Genomic DNA, 18,049 nt, shown 5'->3' on the forward strand with positions numbered 1-18,049 from the left:
GCCTGCCTCCGCGCCTCACCCCCACTGCGCTAGCTTTGCGAATCCTCTTGAAGGAGAAATATCAGGCTAAAGGTGATGCGCGCCGAGGGGTCACCGGCGATGCACTCGGCACGAACCTCGCCGCCGTGCAGCGTCATGATGGCGCGCACGATCGATAACCCCAGGCCGCTGGCATGGCTGCCGGCGCTGCGGGCAGCATCAGCACGGTAAAAACGGTCGAACAGCTTGTCAAGGTGCATCGGTGAAATGGGCCGCCCTTGATTGACCACCTGGATCACTACCCTTCCCTTCGGCTGACTGAGCGCCTGCAACCTTATCTGGCTGTTTTCGTCGGCATAACGCACCGCATTGGCGACCAGATTGCTCAACGCACGCTGAAACAGCATCGCATCCGCCATCAGTTGCCCCTCGCCCCAGCAAACTAAAGTGATGCCTCGCTCTTCCGCCAGTCCTTCGAAATAGTCCGCCACCCGCTGAAGCTCCTGCGCTATATCCATTCGGCTACAGTTCAGCACCGCCTGCGCTTCCCCGGCGCGTGCCAGAAACAGAATATTTTCCACCATGCGCGAAATGCGCTCCAGCTCGTCCATATTGTTCGACAACAGGGTTTCATACTCTTCCACGCTGCGCGGCTGATACAGCGCCACCTGGCAATGGCCCATCAACGCGCCCACCGGGGTGCGGATTTCATGCGCCAGATCGGCGGAAAACTGTGTCAGGCGTTGATAGCCGTCATTCAGCCGATCGAGCATGGCGTTAAACGAACGGGTCAGTTGTCGCAGCTCCTTCGGTGCCCCCTGCTCACTCAGCCGAGTCGACAGCGTATTCGGCGTGATCACCGCCGCCTGCGCCGCCATGCGCCACAGCGGCTGTAACCCACGACGCATCACCCAATAGCCCAGCAGCGCGATCAGTAAAAACGCCACAGCCACCGCAGCGACGATCCGCCACAGATAGCGCGCCAGCATCTTCTGTTCATTGACCATCACGTGAGCCGCCGAGATCTGCAGCAGGTTGCCGTCATCCAGTCTCACCAGCGCCGATGCGACACGCAGCGGCACGCCCTGCGCCGTCTCCCCACTGCTCACCGCACTCAGAAGCTGAGGCGCGTCGACCGGCGTTGGCGTTATGGGCGGCAGCGTCAACCTGGCCGGATTAACGTTGATTAAGGGTTTTTGACCCGGTTGCTGAAAAATCAAAACGTCCTGTTCATTGCCCAGCATGTTTTCAAACAGGCCGGTGTTGGCCACCAACCGGTCGAGCGGAAAGCGCTGGCTCAGCAAATGGCGAAAATACTCCACCCGGCCGGTAACCTGAAAATCGCTGCGGGTGGTCATCTCCTGACGCATCGCGCCATACAGATACCAGCCTGCGCCGCTGACCACCAGCGCCGCCACCAGCGCAAACAGCATGGCGCTGCGTATCGTCAGCGACAGGGTGTGCCAGCGTTGGACCAGCACGTTCATGAGCGCGGCTCGCAGACATAACCGATGCCGCGCACGGTATGAATCAGCTTGATAGCGAACGGTCGGTCAATCTTGGCGCGCAGGCGTTTGATCGCCACATCCACCACGTTGGTGTCGCTGTCAAAATTCATGTCCCAAACCTGCGAAGCGATCAGGGTGCGCGACAGCACCTCTCCTTCGCGCCGCACCAACAGGTGCAACAGCATAAACTCCTTGTTGGTCAGCGGGATCACCACATCCTGCCGCACCGCCTTGCGGCGCAATACGTCGAGTTGCAGATCGGCAAGGCTGTAGTGATCGGCTTCACGCACCGTACCGCGCCGCAGCAGCGTGCGGATACGCAACACCAGTTCAGTGAAGGAAAAGGGTTTGATCAAATAATCCTCGGCCCCCAGTTCCAGGCCATGAATGCGATCCTGCACCCCGTCACGCGCAGTCAGAAACAGGATTGGCACGTCGCTTTTCTTGCGCAGCACTTCCACTATCTGCCAGCCGTCCAGCCCCGGCAGCATCACGTCGAGCACGATGGCGTCATAACCGTGTTCCAGCGCCCGGAACAGCCCGTCAGTGCCGTTACGCGCCAGATCGACGCTGTACCCCGCCTCTCCCAACCCTTTTTTCAGGTAATCACCCGTGCTGATGTCGTCTTCAATCACCAATATCCGCATTGTCGCCACCTCGTTGCATCTGCGGAAATACTAGCAGTTTCGGCTGACATTCTTGATGACATTAATGTCATCAAACGGACATGGTGCTGTCCCTGTTGTTCGACCATGCTTAACCGGCAACCCATACAAAGGAGAAGATTATGATTACCCGTCATCGTTTTGCCGGTTTACTGCTGTCCACCCTGATGCTGTGCAGCGGCATTGCCGCCGCCGCCCCGGCACCGGGAAAAATCATTGCTCCACTGCGTGGCACTATCGATCAAGTCAGCGACAGCAGCCTGCAACTCACCGACCGTAAAGGGGAAAAGGTCAGCGTAAAAATCAACGATCAAACCAAGGTACTGAGCGTATCCAAGGGCACGCTGGACGACATCAAGCCCGACAGCTTTATCGGCACCGCCGCCGTACCGCAAGCGGATGGCACCTTGAAAGCGCTGGAAGTGCACGTGTTCGCCGCCAGCCTGCGCGGCACCGGCGAGGGCCACTCGGCCTGGGAATCTGCCGACGGTAAGGTAGACACCATGACCAACGGCACCGTCGGCAAGCTGGTGAAATCCAACGGCCGCACTCTGACCGTGACCTACGGTAACCAGCAGAAAACCGTCACCGTGCCGGAAGACGTGCCGATCGTCACCCTGGATCCCGGCGATCGCAGCCTGTTGAAACCGGGCGCGCACATTGTGCTGTTCTCCGCCACTGACGAGAAAGGCGAACGCGTCGCCACCCGCATCTCCGCCGGCAAAGACGGCACCGTTCCGCCAATGTAACCCAGGAAAAAACGATGAAAACCAACGCGCCGCGGCCGGTGCATCGCTGGCCGGTCCGGATCGCCCATTGGGTTAACCTGTTCGCCATGGTTTGCATGTTCATGAGCGGCTGGGAAATCTATAACGCCTCACCGCTGTTCGGCTTCCGCTTTCCGCCGCAGATGACGCTCGGCGGCTGGCTGGGCGGCGCGATTGGCTGGCATCTGGCGGTTATGTGGCTGCTGGCGTTTAACGCGCTGTGCTACCTGTTGTGGAGCCTGTTCAGCGGCCATTTCCGGCGCGATCTGCTGCCGCTCAGCGCCAGGGCGCTGCGGCGCGAAATCGGGCAGGCGCTAACGCTGCGGCTGCAGCATCACCATGGCCGCTATAACGCCATTCAAAAGCTGATGTACCTGGGCGTGCTGGCGCTGGGGTTGCTGCTGGTGCTCTCCGGACTGGCCATCTGGAAACCCGTCCAGTTGCAAGGCTTGGTAGGCCTGTTTGGCGGGTTTGACACCGCGCGCTACGTGCATTTTTTCGCCATGTCCGCCATTGGGTTATTTGTGGTGATTCACTTGCTAATGGTGATTATCGTGCCGCGCACGCTATGGGCAATGATTACGGGTGGCAAACATGAATGATAAACAACGGCGCCCTTCGACACCGGCGTTGGAACCGGACCAGAAAAAACAGCTGGTCAATCTGCAACGTCGCCTGATGCTGCGCTCCGGCCTGACGCTGGGCGGCATCGCCATGCTGACCGGCTGCAACATGCAAGACGGCGATCAGGTGGATAAAGTGCTGTGGGCCATGTCGCGCTGGAACGATCGGGTACAGGCCTGGCTGTTCAGCGGCCAGCGGCTGGCGCAAACCTATCGGCCGGATCAGATTACCCACCCCTTCCCGTTCAACGCGTTTTACCCCGAGTACAACGTACCGGAGGTGGATCTCGCCAGCTATCGGCTGGAAATTTCCGGCAAGGTGGAGAAAACCGCCCCCTGGACGCTGGAACAGCTGCAACGCCTGCCGCAACAGAGCCAGATAACCCGGCTGATCTGCATCGAGGGCTGGAGCGCCATCGGGCAATGGGGCGGCGTACCGCTGCGCAGCTTCCTGCAGCATGTCGGGGCGGATCTGAATGCCCGTTACGTCGGTTTTAAATGCGCGGATCGTTATTACTCCAGCATAGATATGGCCACCGCACTGCACCCGCAGACCCTCCTGGCGCTGGATTTCGGCGGTAAGGCGTTGCCGGCGGACTACGGCTATCCGCTGCGGTTGCGGGTGCCCACCAAGCTGGGCTTCAAGAACGCCAAGCATATCGCCGCCATTTTTGTCAGCGATACCAATCCCGGCGGCTACTGGGAAGATCAGGGCTATAACTGGTTTAGCGGGATCTAGTTTTCTGCGCAGTACTGCGCAGAACCCACGCTGCCGGCTGGAAAAGAGCGTTAACCTCCGTTAATAATTCACCGCTAACAAGTAAGGTAACTATAGGAAAAATAATAATAAAAATGATTTTATCATGGAGATTGATGTCAGGGCGCAGCATACCTGGGTGGCGGATACATTCAGATATCAGATAACGGTGAATAAAGGTGGGGGGTACGCTGCGAAATACTATCTCGATATCAAAAAGATAACGCAGGAAATGCACCACTGGTTTGTGCATATTTATGTCGATTCGGAAATTTTAGATAGCGCTTATATGCTGGAGTTTTATGATATCGAAGCGTTGAATTTTACCGTCGGACAAAAGCGTTCGGCATTCGATACCTACACCACCATGAATTACACCTTTCGTGAACGCGAACTGTTGTTCGTTAGAGGGGTTGGCGAAGCAATCATCAATTTCGTCGCGCGATCCCAGGCCAGGCTTGTTTTTAGCGCACCATTAAGGCCCGCACTAGCCAAAATCTATGATTCTTTATTGAAAAAACACGCCCGGAGAGTACAGTATTTATACAAAATGGAATTCATAAAGGACGGACTCTATGTTATCGAAATCCAGCGTATCAGAACAACCGCAGGAACAGGCTTCAACAGATCTGAGCATTAAAGAGCAGCGACTGAAAGCCATACAAGCCTTCCACGATGCCTGGTGGGAAGAAAGATGTCAGGAATGGAGTGAGCGCGGTAGCCTTGGCGAACCAGGGCCGATTATCTTCAGCAATAAATTCACTTCGCCACAATAACCCCCGCCTGGGGGTTTTTCTATCCACCTCGCCCATTTATTGGCCCGGCGTACATCAAGAAGTTGGATTTTTTTGGCGAAGAGATTGTGCCTGAAACGTTCATTGATCGCATGGCTAACATGCTTGTGCTTCACGAAAAACTCCATCTTAAACCTCATTTTCTGATATCCACCTGTAAAATCATTTCTGCACCCCGATGCTGCCCTGTACCATCAGGAAATTGCCGGATTACGGAGCTGGAACATGCCTAAATTTGCTGCCAACTTATCGACGATGTTTAACGAGCTGCCGTTTCTGGAGCGGTTCGAAGCCGCCGCAGGCGCAGGGTTCAAGGCGGTGGAGTTTCTGTTCCCCTATGAATATCCAGCCGAACTGCTGGCGGAACAGCTGCGGCGTCATGATCTGCAACAGGTGCTGTTCAATACCCCTCCGGGCAATGTTGTAGCCGGTGAATGGGGTTTGGCCGCCGTCCCCGGCCGCGAACAGGATGCGCGCGCCGATATCGAATGCGCGTTGGCCTACGCCATCGCCCTGAATTGCCCCTGCGTGCACGTGATGGCCGGATTGGTCCCGCCGGGAGCCGACTGGCAGCGCTATCGCGAGACCTTTATCGGCAATATCCGCTATGCCGCAGAGACCTTCGCCGCACACGGCATCAAGGTTTTGATCGAAGCCCTCAGCCCACAGGTGAAACCCCACTATCTGTTCTCCAGCCAACACCAGGCCGCGCAATTGGTCGAGGCTATCGATCGCCCGAATGTTTTCATGCAGTTTGATTTTTTCCATGCTCAGTTGGTTGATGGCAATATCAGCGGCCTGATGACCTCGCTGGCCGGGCGCTACGCCCATATTCAGATCGCATCAGTGCCAGATCGTCATGAGCCGGACGACGGCGAACTTAATTATCCGTGGCTGTTCGCACAGTTGGACAACATAGGTTATCAGGGTTGGATCGGCTGTGAATACAAACCTCGCGGCGAAACCGCAGCCGGGCTTGGCTGGATAAAGCCTTACCTCTAATGGCTGGCGATGTCACTTCTCTGGCATACTCGCTACACCGTTTTTCGCTCTGTGCAGGAAAAAATAATGCCGCTTATCACCACCGCACCGCCGTTGCTGACCGATCGTTTACGCCTGGATGCGCATAGGCTTGACGATTTTGAATCGCTGGCCGCCATGTGGGCCGATCCCGAAATTGTCCGCTATATCGGCGGTACTCCGAGGGATCGTGAAGATTCCTGGGGCCGACTGATGCGGTACGTTGGTCACTGGACGCTATTAGGGTACGGCTACTGGGCGGTACGCGATAAAATCAGCGGCGCTTACCTCGGCGGTATCGGTTTTTCCGATTTCCAGCGCGCTATTATCCCGGCACTCGACGCCCCCGAGATGGGCTGGACATTGATAACGGCGGCGCAGGGCAAAGGGTATGCCACCGAAGCCTTGCAGGCAGCGCTGGCCTGGGGGAAGGAACACTTACCCAGCGATAAGGCGGTGTGTATTATCTCGCCGGAGAACCAGCCTTCGCTGGCATTGGCGAGAAAAGTCGGCTTTAGCGAAAGCCACCGCAGCGAATACCACCAGAATCCGATTGTGGTGATGCACTGCCCCTTATGAACGCAGGCTTTAAGGCGCCTGCACCGTCGCCAGCGCAACCTGAATAAAATTATCCCGCAACGCGTCGGGCTGCTGCGGATTCCAGGCAATTCCGACCTGCCATTCGGTCGCGTCACCGCTTAACGGCAAGATATCGATGCCCGTAGGCACAATATGGGTGACGCTGTGCGGCAACAGAGCCACGCCAATGCCTGCGGCGACCAGCGCCAGCAGCGTCTGGATGTCGCCTGCCTGCTGCACGACATTCGGCGTCAATTGATGCGCGGCAATAAAGCGCAGCGATTGATCGCTCAGACCGCGCCCGCGTTTGGGCGTCAGTTGCAACAGCGGCAAGGTGTTAAATCGCGCCATCAGGGTTTCCGCCCGCAGCGCCAGCGCCGATGGCGCCGCCAACACCAGCCGATCGCTCAGCAACGCTGTGGCCCGCAGCGGCGCACTGACCGGCAACCGCACAAATCCCACCTGCAATTCTCCCTGCAATAACAACTGATATTGCCGCTCCGAAGGCAGATCCTCCAACCCCACGGCCACCGCCGGAAAACGTTGGCGGAAGGCGGCGACCAACTGCGGCGCCAAATGGAAACTGGACAGGCCAAACCCGAGCGCCAGCCGCCCCGCAGCCCCTTGCACCACCCGCAGAGCGTGCTGCTGAAACTGCAAATGTCGGTCGACCAACGTCTGGGCTTCGGGATACAACCGCTGCCCGCCGGCGGTAAGCTGAGCGCCCTGACGACCACGGTTAAACAGCCGGGTCCCCAGCAGTGTTTCCAGCGCCTGTATCTGTTTGCTCAACGCCGGCTGAGTAATGCACAGCCGCTCCGCGGCCAGACGATAATTGCCCTGCTCGGCCAGCACCACGAAAGCGCGCAGTTGTTTTATATCCATTCCACCAGGTTATCGATATAGGAATTTAATTGATTATACAGTAATCAATACGCCTGCTGTAATCAACGCCAGATAACAGCCAAAGGTAACCTTATGACAACGTCTCTGCGCGCCGCGACGGTGCAATTTCAGCATCGCGCCAATGATAAAAACTACAACCTGTCGGTAATGGAGGGCTTTATCGCCCGCGCCGCCGCCGAACAAATCCAGGTATTAACCTTTCCGGAGATGTGCATTACCGGCTACTGGCACGTGCGGCACCTCAGCGCCGGCGAGATTGGCGCCCTGGCGGAACCGATCGCCGACAGCCCTTCTCTGACGCGCATTCGTCCGTTGGCGGAACGCTATAACATGGCAATCGGTGTCGGGCTGATTGAGCTGGGCGAGGATGGCAACTATTACAACGCCTACGCCGTATGCCTGCCCGACGGCAACCTTCACGTTCACCGTAAACTGCACGCCTTTGAACATGAGGCGATAGCCAGCGGCGACAGCTTTACCGTGTTCGATACTCCCTGGGGAGTGCGGATGGGCGTTCTGATTTGCTGGGACAATAATCTGGTGGAAAACGTGCGCGCAACCACACTGCTGGGAGCGGACGTGCTGTTGGCACCGCACCAGACCGGTGGCACCCACTCGCGCAGCCCGCACGGCATGAAACCAATCCCGCTGGCGCTGTGGCAGCAGCGTGCGGAAAATCCGCAGGCGATAGAGGCGGCATTCCGCGGCGAACACGGGCGCGGCTGGCTGATGCGCTGGCTACCGGCACGTGCCCATGACAATGGCCTGTTTATTCTGTTCAGCAACGGCGTGGGGCGCGATGACGACGAAGTGCGTACCGGCAACGCGATGATCCTCGATCCCTATGGTCGTATCCTGGCGGAAACCTGGGCTGCGGAAGATCAAATGGTCATCGCCGACCTCGATTTGTCGCTGATCCCGCTCAGCACAGGGCGTCGCTGGATCCACGGTCGTCGGCCGGCGTTATATGACATCCTCACGGAACCTCAGGGTTACGAGCGCGATGCCCGCAGCGCCCGTTTTTCATCGCAACCGGCGCAAAAACTGGGTAAATAACGCTGAATTTCAGGCAAAAAAAATCCGCCCGAAGGCGGATTTTTATCTGGTACGGCCAACTGCGCCGTACGCTCACGCCCGCAGGCATGGAGAAATCTTAGAAACGGTAGCCTACGCCAACCATCCAGGTGCCAACGTCAACACTGCGGATGCGGCTCTGCTCGTAACCTACGTCCAGAGCAACTTCCTGGATTGGGTTGAACTGCAGACCAGCGCCGTAAGTGAAGCCGTAGTCGCTGCTGCCGTTACGATCGGTGCCGTTCTGTGCATTATCAATGTTTTTGCCGTAGCCAACACCGATCACACCGTAGATGCTTGCCCAGTCATTGAAGCGGTAAGCTGGACCGGCAGTGATAGAGTTGTACTGCGCTTTGTTGTAGTAACCGCCCTGAGAGCCGTCCTTTTCCAGATGGGTAAAGGAACCGATCACGCCCAGTGGGTTGTTGTCGAACTCGTAACGGTACTTCAGGTTGAAACCGTCGGCTTTGTTGGCAACGCCTTGGAAATCACCCTGCGCATAGCCAGCGGATACGGTGCTCTGACCAGCGAATGCGGTACCTGCGGTTACTGCTAATACACAGGCTGCTACTGCGGAAAGACATGCAATTTTTTTCATAACCACCTCAAACGCGTTATATTTTTAAGTAAATCCATTTGTTCATGCATTGAAAATATAGCAAAAATTAGCGTGAAACTCTGCCTTAAAATGAGTGTCTAACGCTTTATATCGTGTAACATAAGATTTCAAGAACAGTGTATCTACTTCTTTTCGCTCTATTTTCGAGCCGCATTCTACTCGTTTGTGTGACAAGAATCACCTATTTAATATCCAGACAATTCCGAAATAAATGCGCACTTTTTGACCATATGCACTTGTTTTGCGTCTGAAGCCGGTGGCTTTTACCGTTTCGTACGCTTTTCGCAGACACATTTACCCCATTTCATTTACACTGCCCTCATCCAAATTTCGACTGTCTTCCCAAGGCTGTGGAAGGCGAACAAAAGGCTCATAAGGATGTCTGCGTCTACACCCGCTAAAGCGCCTTCCGCGCTGCTGCCCATCTGTTTGTTAATCATCGCCATGGTATCGATCCAGGGCGGCGCCTCGCTGGCCAAAAGCCTGTTTCCGCTGGTCGGCGCGGAAGGGATCACCACGCTGCGTCTGAGCATCGGCACGCTGATTCTGTTTATTATCTTCCGCCCGTGGCGCATGCGCTTCGCCGCCGGCAGCCGCTTGCCGCTGCTGGTCTACGGCCTGGCGTTGGGCGCCATGAATTACCTGTTCTACCTTTCGCTGCGCACCCTGCCGCTCGGCATCGCCGTGGCGCTGGAGTTCACCGGCCCACTGGCGGTCGCCATGTTTTCCTCACGCCGTGCGATAGACTTTTTATGGGTGGTGCTGGCACTGGTCGGATTGTGGTTCCTGTTGCCACTGGGTCATGACATGGGCAGTATCGATCCTTTCGGTGCAGCCTGCGCGCTGGGCGCCGGCGCCTGCTGGGCGGTCTATATTATTTTTGGCCAGAAGGCCGGCGGCGATCACGGGCCGGGAACGGTGGCAGTAGGTTCCCTGATAGCCGCTTTGGTGTTCTGCCCGATTGGCGCCTGGCAAGCCGGCAGCGTATTGCTTAATGTCGATATTCTGCCCACCGCGCTGGCGGTAGCGATCCTGTCGACCGCGCTCCCTTATTCGCTGGAGATCATCGCGCTGCCCAAAATCCCGGCGCGCACCTTCGGCACTCTGATGAGCCTGGAGCCGGCAATGGCGGCGCTTTCGGGCATGCTGTTCCTTAATGAGCACCTGACCCTGGTGCAATGGCTGGCTCTGGCAGCGATTATCGCGGCATCGATGGGCTCGACTCTGACCATCAAATCCAAACCGCAAATCGAAAAACTGTCTTGATAATCTGATACGCCCGCATGGCTAAAGCGGAATGCTGGCGGGTTAACTGTTTTCGTACCGACAAACGGGCATACTTTTCCCGAAACAACCAACGCTTTTATGGAACCCAACCCGGCAGGGTTGATCACATGGAGAACCAAAGTGATTTATAACACTCTGTTTAACCCACGCTACGGCCGTGGAATGTCGTCAGTACTGATTAAGGCCCTTACTGCTCTGCGTCAATACGATCTGCCCGAGCTGGCGCTGGGGCGGCATGAAATCGACGGCGAGAAGCTCTTTATGGAGGTAATGACGCTGACAACCGGGCCAGCGCAGGCCAATCGCGCCGAACTGCATCAGGAATATGCCGCCATTCATCTGTTAATTAGCGGCGAGGAACGCATTGATTACGGGTTGCCGGGCGATTGGCAAAGCGAACAGCCCTACGACGAAACGCGGGATCTGCAACTGTTGGATATCATCCGCCATCGCCAGACGCTGCAAATGTTTCCCGGCATGTACGCTATCTTCTTGCCCTATGAACCGCATCACCCCGGATGTCAGTTGAATGCCCCAACGGTTATCAAGAAAGCCGTGGTGAAGGTGCATTACAGCCTGCTGTTGCCGCCGATTACTCCTGAGGTAAAGAACGAATAAACGTCAGGGTCTGCCCGGGTGAACGCAGCCGAATAAAGCGGATATGTGCATACCGGGCGTTATTCATATCATCCAGGTAGTTGGCCCGGTTTTTACGGTAGGTTTTGAGGGTCCACAGAATTATCGAATCGCGGCTGAAAAAAGAACGGCGAAAGCTCTCGCGGTTGCCGGTGCCGGGCCACAATTCAGTGCGGGCCCAAGCTCGCGTAGCTGCACGGCGCACAGCCTGAAACAGCGTGCGGCAGAACCCGTAGTCCACCCACACGACCCAATCGACCTCACGCCACTTGATCGATTTGGTTCGTGTGTAATTGCCGTCCAGCACCCAGCCGCCGTCCGCATCGCCCAATACCTGTGCGAGACGGGCCAAAAACGCATCATCCGGCGTGCCTTGCCAATCCTGCCGCCAAAATAGCTTGTCCAGCTCGATATAAGGCACTGAAAATTTTTCCGCCAACTGGCGCGCCACCGTGCTTTTGCCACTGCCGCTGGTTCCAACTACGTTAATTTTCATAAGTTCGCAGGCGATAAAAATGAGGGGTAGATATTCTATACGCTCCATTATCGGGCTATCAACCTGAATTAACAGCCAATTAACATAACGACACAATAAGGGCCTCCCTAAAAATATATCACTCTGGACAATGAATTTATTACGAGAAGTATCTCCGCGTTTTTATTATTATCTTCAATCGTTACAAACTTATGAATGAAATTTCAAAATCATTAAAATTCAATACATTAAAAAACAATAAAGCAAAGTTATCGCACTGCGATTTTCAAGGGAAAATTCCCATTCGTTATTGCCTATTTATCCAATAGCCATTTTCACGCTGCAGGAATGAATATGGCTGCTATAATTACCCCCGTGACAAAAATAGGACAACGACCCACAAAGAGGATATCTGATATGAGTACCGCTAAACTGGTGAAAACGAAATCTTCTGATCTGCTTTACACCCGTAATGACATGGACGAAAAAACGAAGCTGGCCGCGATCAAAGCCCTGAACCATCAGGTGGTGCAGTTTATTGACCTGTCGTTGATCACCAAACAGGCGCACTGGAACATGCGTGGCGCCAATTTTATTGCCGTTCATGAAATGCTGGACGGGTTCCGCACCGCGATCACCGATCATCAGGATACTTTTGCCGAGCGCGTAGTGCAGTTGGGCGGCGTGGCGCTGGGTACAGTGCAGGTGGTTAACGATAAAACCCCGCTGAAAAGCTATCCAACCAACATCCACAGCGTGCAGGAACATCTGAAAGCGCTGGCGGATCGTTATGGCGCAGTAGCGAATGACATTCGCAAGGCCATCTCCGAAGTGGAAGATGAAGACACTGCCGATATGTTCACTGCAGCATCACGCGATCTGGACAAATTCCTGTGGTTTATCGAATCCAATATTGAATAAACCCGGGTAAGGGCTATCCCCCACCCCGCATCGCGGGGTTTAAACAGGCTGCGGACTTTATCCCGGCCTGTTTTTCTTTTTACGCCGCTTGAATTGCTCAAAAAAACGCCCATAGTAGACTTAATCAGGCAGCGATTGGCCGCGTTACGTACAGAGGAATACGGCGAAAACACCAAAGTGAGGTCACCATGGCAAACGGCTGGGCGGCGGATGGTGCCGTACAGGATCAGATCGACTCCACCGTTGATGACGCTGTACAGCGTGCACGGCATGCGCTGGGTCAAGGTGAAAGCGAGCATTATTGCCAGGAGTGCGGCGAAGAAATTCCGCTGGCGCGCCGGCAAGCGTTAAAAGGCGTGCGTTATTGTCTGGCCTGCCAAACCGAACTGGACAAAAAACAGACCGACAGCGGCTTATATAACCGACGCGGGAGCAAAGACAGCCAGTTGCGTTAAGAACGTTACTGGTTAAGGGCGCCGGGTTCTGCGACCATTTCCCGTACTTATCGAACATTCCTGCACCATATGCAACAACGATGCATCATAAAAGTTAGAGTTAGTTATCAATATTGAAGCGAAACTGTTAACTATCGGTTGTTTCACCCCCATTATTTGGTTAATGATAGGCCAGTGCACCAATGCGGGACCAAAGGCACCATTTTGGGGCCTCAATTTGGTGCATGACAATAATAATACGCCTTCAAAGCACAACATTGCATCACAACTCTTTGTTTTTATAGTAGTTGCAAACATGGCACGATTTTTTCATGGCACCAACTGCAATATAAAAAATGGGTAATCCGCAACCTGTACAGGAAATTCCTCACATGAAGTCAATTTTCAAAGTCTCCCTGGCCGCACTTTCGCTGGCTTTTGCCGTAAGCTCCCACGCAGCAGACAAACTGGTCGTCGCAACCGATACCGCATTCGTTCCCTTTGAATTCAAGCAAGGCGACAAATACGTTGGCTTCGATATCGACCTGTGGGCCGCGATCGCTAAAGAGCTGAAACTGGATTACACCCTGAAACCTATGGATTTCAGCGGCATCATCCCGGCGTTGCAAACTAAAAACATCGATTTGGCGCTGGCGGGTATCACCATCACCGAAGAACGTAAAAAAGCCATCGAGTTTTCCGACGGTTACTACAAAAGCGGTCTGTTGGTAATGGTGAATGCCAACGACGATAGCGTAAAAAGCGTGAAGGATCTGGACGGTAAAGTGGTGGCGGTGAAGAGCGGCACCGGCTCGGTGGATTACGCCAAGCAAAACATCAAAACCAAAGATCTGCGTCAGTTCCCGAACATCGATAACGCCTATATGGAACTGGGCACCAAGCGCGCTGACGCGGTACTGCACGACACGCCAAATATCCTGTACTTCATTAAAACTGCAGGCGCAGGCAAGTTCAAAACCGTCGGTGAATCACTGGAAGCCCAGCAATACGGCATCGCCTTCCCGAAAGGCAGTGACGAGCTGCGCGTGAAGGTGAACGGCGCGCTGAAAACGCTGCGCGACAACGGCACCTACAACGAAATCTACAAAAAATGGTTCGGTACTGAGCCTAAATAACGGGTGAAGTCAGCCACTGTTTAACTTGAGCACGGGGGTTGTGCCTTAGCCCCTGCGCTTTGTTGTATCTGATTCCCAGCATTGGGATCATCGGGAGAAAATACCATGCAGTTCGACTGGAGCGCCATCTGGCCCGCCATCCCCATTCTGTTAGAGGGCGCCAAAATGACCCTGTGGATTTCGGTCCTCGGTCTGATTGGCGGCCTGATCATCGGCCTTGTCGCTGGCTTTGCCCGTACCTACGGCGGTTGGCTTGCCAACCATGCCGCTCTGGTATTCATTGAAGTTATCCGCGGTACACCGATCGTGGTGCAGGTGATGTTTATCTACTTCGCCCTGCCAATGGCGTTCAGCGATTTACGCATAGACCCGTTCAGCGCGGCGGTGGTCACCATCATGATCAACTCCGGCGCCTACATTGCGGAAATTACCCGTGGTGCGGTGTTGTCGATCCACAACGGATTCCGCGAGGCGGGGCTGGCGTTGGGTCTGTCACGCCGTGAAACCATCCGCTACGTCATTATGCCGCTGGCGCTGCGCCGCATGCTGCCACCGCTGGGTAACCAGTGGATCATCAGCATTAAAGACACTTCGCTGTTCATCGTGATCGGCGTGGCGGAACTGACCCGTCAGGGCCAGGAAATTATTGCCGGTAACTTCCGTGCGCTGGAAATCTGGAGCGCCGTAGCGGTTATCTATCTGATCATCACCCTGGTGCTGAGCTTCGTTCTGCGTCGTCTGGAAAGAAGGATGAAAATCCTGTGATTGAATTTAAAAACGTCTCCAAGCATTTTGGCCAAACCCAAGTGCTGCACAATATCGACCTGCAAATTAACCAAGGTGAAGTGGTGGTGATTATCGGGCCTTCCGGCTCCGGCAAGTCCACGCTGCTGCGCTGCATCAACAAACTGGAAGAGATCACCAGCGGCGATCTGTTCGTCGATGGTCTGAAAGCCAACGATCCCAAGGTCGACGATCGCCTGATCCGTCAGGAAGCCGGCATGGTGTTCCAACAGTTTTACCTGTTCCCGCACCTGACGGCGCTGGAAAACGTCGCCTTTGGCCCGATCCGTGTACGCGGTCTGAAAAAGTCGGAAGCGGAAAAGCTGGCACGTGAGCTGTTGGCCAAAGTGGGCCTGGCGGAACGCGCGCATCACTACCCTTCCGAACTGTCCGGCGGCCAGCAGCAACGCGTGGCCATCGCCCGTGCGCTGGCGGTAAAACCGAAAATGATGCTGTTCGACGAACCTACATCGGCGCTTGACCCGGAACTTCGTCACGAAGTGCTGAAGGTTATGCAAGATCTGGCTGAAGAAGGCATGACCATGGTGATCGTGACCCACGAAGTCGGCTTTGCCGAAAAAGTGGCGTCGCGTCTGATCTTCATCGACAAGGGCCGTATAGCCGAAGACGGCAACCCGCACGATCTGATCAACTCGCCGCCAAGCCCGCGTCTGCAAGAGTTCCTGCAGCACGTCTCCTGATTTACCCAGCTCAACGGCGGGCGCGTCCTGCGTCCGCCGTTTCCAACGATTCTTTCTTGGAAAGCGATCAATGCCTCGCCGCTTGGCGTCATTGATCCCTCGTGGGCACACGAGCTGCGGCAGTAGAATTGAAAGGAAAATGCGAAGTTTTATTGGCGCCGGTTAGCTGGCCAGCGCCTGAGGAATTAACCCCAGCGTTCTGCCGCCCAGGCAGCCTGCTGCTCGGCGTCATGGAAGGTCCAGGCCACGAAACGGCTGATCTTTTGCCCCTGCGCCATCTCGATGGTGCGTACTTCCACCGCTCCCGCCAACTTCAGCGCATGGTAAATGCTTGGCAGAGTAGTATTTTTGGAGATAAGCGAGGTAAACCACAGGCAGTTCTGTGCCTTGCCGACGCTCTCTTCAACCATCTTGCGCACGAAGGCTTCTTCGCCGCCTTCGCACCACAGTTCGTTATTCTTGCCGCCGAAGTTCTGTATCGGCTTGTCGGCCACTTCGCCTTTGCCCAGCTTGTGCAGTTTAAGGCGGGTACTGGCGCGCGCTTCCTGTTCTGAACCGTGGAACGGCGGGTTGCACAGCGTGGCGTCAAACTTCTCCGCCACGCCGATAATGCCGTTAAGGATAAGCTCCGGCTGTTTTTGCAAACGCAGACGCACGCTGTTTCTCAACGTCGGGTTCATCTCTACGATCATCTTGGCCGAATTGAGCGATACCGGGTCGATCTCCGAACCGGTAAACCGCCAACCGTACTCACGCAGGCCGACGATCGGATAAATGCAGTTGGCGCCAATGCCCACATCGAGGATAGCCACGCCTTTACCGCGCGGGATCTCGCCACCGTTGCTGGTGGCCAGCAGGTCCGCCAGATGGTGCAGGTAATCGGCACGCCCAGGGATCGGCGGGCAAAGGTAGTCGGCGGGAATATCCCAATGTTCGATACCATAAAAATGTTGCAGCAAGGCACGGTTGAGCATTTTAACCGCCGCCGGATCGGCGAAATCTACCGAGATATCGCCCCAGGCATTCGGCTTGACGAACGGCTCCAACGCCGGGCAACTGGCGATCAGCGCCGGAAAATCATAGCGTGAGCGATGACGGTTACGCGGGTGCAGGCCGCTTTTCTGCTGCGGGAAGGTTTTCTTTTTTTCCACCGTGACGGGCTCTCTTTAAAGGCATTTCTGGCGCGTAAGATACCATAAAGCGACGCCAAACTTGCAGCCGACGAGAAACCCGTCAAAATAAAAGCTCGGTTTATCCACACCAGGTCGTTTATGAGCAGTGAGTCCCGTTATTACTATGAGCCCGCCGCAGGCCACGGTCTGCCGCACGATCCGCTGAACGCCATCGTCGGTCCACGCCCCATCGGTTGGATCTCCTCGGTCGGCGCAAACGGCCAACGCAATTTGGCGCCTTACAGTTTCTTTAACTGTTTCAACTACCGCCCGCCCATCATCGGCTTTGCCAGCACCGGCTGGAAAGACAGCGTGGCAAACATCGTGGAGACCGGAGAGTTTGTCTGGAACCTGGCGACACGCCCGCTCGCCGAGGCCATGAACAACAGTTCCGCCAGCCTGGCACGCGGCGAAGATGAATTTGCCTTTGCCGGCGTAACGCCGCTGCCTGGTCGGCGCGTGAAGGCCGAGCGCGTAGCGGAAAGCCCGGTCAACTTTGAATGCCGCCTGACGCAGTGCATTCAGTTGCAAAGCGCCGCCGGCGAGAAGGTGGAAACCTGGCTGGTGCTGGGTGAAGTGGTCGCGGTGCATATCGACCCCGCGTTGCTGGACGAGCATGGCGTTTATCAAACCGCCGCAGCCGAACCTATCCTGCGCGCCGGCGGGCCGAGCGCCTACTATGGCATTTCGGAACAACACCGTTTCGATCTGCTGCGCCCGGATGCCCTGAAGCGCTGAACAAGCCCCCTTTTCTTCCGCGGGAAGAAGGGGGAGTTAACAATCAAAAAATCTGAAAAAGATTATCAATACTCTCCGATTTCATCCTGCCTGTCACTGCGTAATAATCACTCCATCGAAAGGCAACTCCCTTTCTCCCTTACAAACTTGACAGGAATGACTCTCATGAAAAACATCAAAACTTTTGCTGCTGCTATCGCTCTGGCTACCGTATCTTTCACTTCTTTTGCCGCTGAACACGTCAGCGCACAAGACGCCGCCCAGTTCGAAAAAGCCGGCGTGATCACCGCCAGCGGCGCTACCGACCTGAGCAGCCTGAAAGCTCAGTTGGCAGCCAAAGCCGATGCGGTCGGCGCCAAAGCCTTTACCATTACCTCTACCAGCGGTAATAACCTGATGCATGCCACTGCGGTCATCTACAACTAATTAGTTGTTTCAGATAAAAAAAAGCCCGCCGATACGCGCTATCGGCGGG

22 protein-coding genes are annotated in these 18,049 nt (G+C 55.5%); 16 read left to right on the top strand and 6 right to left on the bottom strand.

Annotated features, from left to right (window positions below; genetic code table 11):
• Positions 1 to 29: 29 nt before the first annotated feature.
• Together SPL01S_RS12020 and SPL01S_RS12025 are read right to left on the bottom strand one after the other, a co-directional pair.
• A complete protein-coding gene (locus tag SPL01S_RS12020) occupies positions 30 to 1,466 on the bottom strand; it encodes a heavy metal sensor histidine kinase (RefSeq protein ID WP_063200042.1) in 1,437 nt (478 codons plus the stop codon).
• Entirely contained in the window at positions 1,463 to 2,134 is a 672-nt protein-coding gene (locus tag SPL01S_RS12025; RefSeq protein WP_004942258.1) for a heavy metal response regulator transcription factor, read from the bottom strand. The genes SPL01S_RS12020 and SPL01S_RS12025 overlap by 4 nt, the downstream gene beginning before the upstream one ends.
• Positions 2,135 to 2,274: 140 nt before the next feature.
• Between SPL01S_RS12025 and SPL01S_RS12030 the strand changes: the two genes are divergently transcribed.
• The 6 genes from SPL01S_RS12030 to SPL01S_RS12060 all read left to right on the top strand — a co-directional run bounded on the left by SPL01S_RS12030 (position 2,275) and on the right by SPL01S_RS12060 (position 6,692).
• A complete protein-coding gene (locus SPL01S_RS12030; protein WP_063200045.1) occupies positions 2,275 to 2,901 on the top strand; it encodes a hypothetical protein in 627 nt (208 codons plus the stop codon).
• Between the two features lie 14 nt (positions 2,902 to 2,915).
• Positions 2,916 to 3,521 carry a cytochrome b/b6 domain-containing protein gene (locus SPL01S_RS12035; protein WP_063200048.1) on the top strand — a complete coding sequence of 202 codons (606 nt, stop codon included), beginning with the start codon at positions 2,916 to 2,918 and terminating at the stop codon, positions 3,519 to 3,521.
• Positions 3,514 to 4,281 (top strand): molybdopterin-dependent oxidoreductase, encoded by a 768-nt coding sequence (locus SPL01S_RS12040; RefSeq protein WP_062870186.1) that lies wholly within the window; start codon positions 3,514 to 3,516, stop codon positions 4,279 to 4,281. The genes SPL01S_RS12035 and SPL01S_RS12040 overlap by 8 nt, the downstream gene beginning before the upstream one ends.
• A 124-nt stretch (positions 4,282 to 4,405) precedes the next feature.
• Positions 4,406 to 4,939 (top strand): hypothetical protein, encoded by a 534-nt coding sequence (locus SPL01S_RS12045; protein WP_063200050.1) that lies wholly within the window; start codon positions 4,406 to 4,408, stop codon positions 4,937 to 4,939.
• Between the two features lie 379 nt (positions 4,940 to 5,318).
• The gene (locus tag SPL01S_RS12055; protein WP_063200056.1) at positions 5,319 to 6,095 is read left to right on the top strand and encodes an HPr family phosphocarrier protein; all 777 of its coding nucleotides are present in this window, start codon (positions 5,319 to 5,321) and stop codon (positions 6,093 to 6,095) included.
• Between the two features lie 66 nt (positions 6,096 to 6,161).
• Positions 6,162 to 6,692 carry a GNAT family N-acetyltransferase gene (locus tag SPL01S_RS12060; protein WP_062870183.1) on the top strand — a complete coding sequence of 177 codons (531 nt, stop codon included), beginning with the start codon at positions 6,162 to 6,164 and terminating at the stop codon, positions 6,690 to 6,692.
• 9 nt (positions 6,693 to 6,701) lie between these two features.
• Here SPL01S_RS12060 and SPL01S_RS12065 read toward each other — a convergent pair whose 3' ends face one another.
• Positions 6,702 to 7,577, bottom strand: a complete 876-nt coding sequence (locus SPL01S_RS12065) for a LysR family transcriptional regulator (RefSeq protein WP_037432492.1) — start codon at positions 7,575 to 7,577, stop codon at positions 6,702 to 6,704.
• Positions 7,578 to 7,670: 93 nt separating this feature from the next.
• On the opposite strand from SPL01S_RS12065, the gene SPL01S_RS12070 reads away from it, so the two are divergent.
• Positions 7,671 to 8,654 carry a nitrilase family protein gene (locus SPL01S_RS12070; protein ID WP_063200059.1) on the top strand — a complete coding sequence of 328 codons (984 nt, stop codon included), beginning with the start codon at positions 7,671 to 7,673 and terminating at the stop codon, positions 8,652 to 8,654.
• A gap of 97 nt (positions 8,655 to 8,751) precedes the next feature.
• Here the strand turns inward: SPL01S_RS12070 and ompX are convergent, their stop codons facing one another.
• Positions 8,752 to 9,270, bottom strand: coding sequence for an outer membrane protein OmpX (gene ompX / locus SPL01S_RS12075; protein WP_013812125.1), 519 nt, complete (start codon positions 9,268 to 9,270; stop codon positions 8,752 to 8,754).
• 399 nt (positions 9,271 to 9,669) lie between these two features.
• Here ompX and rhtA point away from each other — a divergent pair, with 399 nt between their 5' ends.
• Entirely contained in the window at positions 9,670 to 10,557 is an 888-nt protein-coding gene (gene rhtA / locus SPL01S_RS12080; protein WP_004942245.1) for a threonine/homoserine exporter RhtA, read from the top strand.
• Positions 10,558 to 10,698: 141 nt separating this feature from the next.
• A complete protein-coding gene (nanQ, locus tag SPL01S_RS12085) occupies positions 10,699 to 11,196 on the top strand; it encodes an N-acetylneuraminate anomerase (RefSeq protein WP_062870179.1) in 498 nt (165 codons plus the stop codon).
• On the opposite strand, the gene SPL01S_RS12090 is transcribed toward nanQ, so the two are convergent.
• The gene (locus tag SPL01S_RS12090; RefSeq protein ID WP_063200062.1) at positions 11,171 to 11,710 is read right to left on the bottom strand and encodes a shikimate kinase; all 540 of its coding nucleotides are present in this window, start codon (positions 11,708 to 11,710) and stop codon (positions 11,171 to 11,173) included. The two genes, nanQ and SPL01S_RS12090, sit on opposite strands and share 26 nt — an antisense overlap.
• A 396-nt stretch (positions 11,711 to 12,106) precedes the next feature.
• Between SPL01S_RS12090 and dps the strand changes: the two genes are divergently transcribed.
• The 5 genes from dps to glnQ all read left to right on the top strand — a co-directional run bounded on the left by dps (position 12,107) and on the right by glnQ (position 15,664).
• Positions 12,107 to 12,610, top strand: coding sequence for a DNA starvation/stationary phase protection protein Dps (dps, locus tag SPL01S_RS12095; RefSeq protein ID WP_006324338.1), 504 nt, complete (start codon positions 12,107 to 12,109; stop codon positions 12,608 to 12,610).
• 188 nt (positions 12,611 to 12,798) lie between these two features.
• Positions 12,799 to 13,065, top strand: coding sequence for a DksA/TraR family C4-type zinc finger protein (locus tag SPL01S_RS12100; RefSeq protein WP_062870175.1), 267 nt, complete (start codon positions 12,799 to 12,801; stop codon positions 13,063 to 13,065).
• Between the two features lie 371 nt (positions 13,066 to 13,436).
• Positions 13,437 to 14,180 carry a glutamine ABC transporter substrate-binding protein GlnH gene (gene glnH, locus SPL01S_RS12105; RefSeq protein ID WP_006324335.1) on the top strand — a complete coding sequence of 248 codons (744 nt, stop codon included), beginning with the start codon at positions 13,437 to 13,439 and terminating at the stop codon, positions 14,178 to 14,180.
• Between the two features lie 105 nt (positions 14,181 to 14,285).
• Entirely contained in the window at positions 14,286 to 14,945 is a 660-nt protein-coding gene (glnP, locus tag SPL01S_RS12110) for a glutamine ABC transporter permease GlnP (protein WP_004942232.1), read from the top strand.
• A complete protein-coding gene (gene glnQ / locus SPL01S_RS12115) occupies positions 14,942 to 15,664 on the top strand; it encodes a glutamine ABC transporter ATP-binding protein GlnQ (protein ID WP_004942230.1) in 723 nt (240 codons plus the stop codon). The genes glnP and glnQ overlap by 4 nt, the downstream gene beginning before the upstream one ends.
• Before the next feature lie 185 nt (positions 15,665 to 15,849).
• On the opposite strand, the gene rlmF is transcribed toward glnQ, so the two are convergent.
• Positions 15,850 to 16,815: a 23S rRNA (adenine(1618)-N(6))-methyltransferase RlmF gene (gene rlmF / locus SPL01S_RS12120; RefSeq protein ID WP_063200065.1), complete on the bottom strand. Its 966-nt coding sequence runs from the start codon at positions 16,813 to 16,815 to the stop codon at positions 15,850 to 15,852.
• A 120-nt stretch (positions 16,816 to 16,935) separates the two neighbouring features.
• On the opposite strand from rlmF, the gene SPL01S_RS12125 reads away from it, so the two are divergent.
• Entirely contained in the window at positions 16,936 to 17,574 is a 639-nt protein-coding gene (locus SPL01S_RS12125) for a flavin reductase family protein (protein ID WP_004942223.1), read from the top strand.
• A gap of 165 nt (positions 17,575 to 17,739) precedes the next feature.
• Complete coding sequence (gene bhsA / locus SPL01S_RS12130) at positions 17,740 to 18,000, top strand: multiple stress resistance protein BhsA (RefSeq protein WP_063200069.1); 261 nt, start codon at positions 17,740 to 17,742, stop codon at positions 17,998 to 18,000.
• Positions 18,001 to 18,049 lie beyond the last annotated feature (49 nt).

Source organism: Serratia plymuthica NBRC 102599 (genome assembly GCF_001590925.1).
Lineage (GTDB): Bacteria > Pseudomonadota > Gammaproteobacteria > Enterobacterales > Enterobacteriaceae > Serratia > Serratia plymuthica.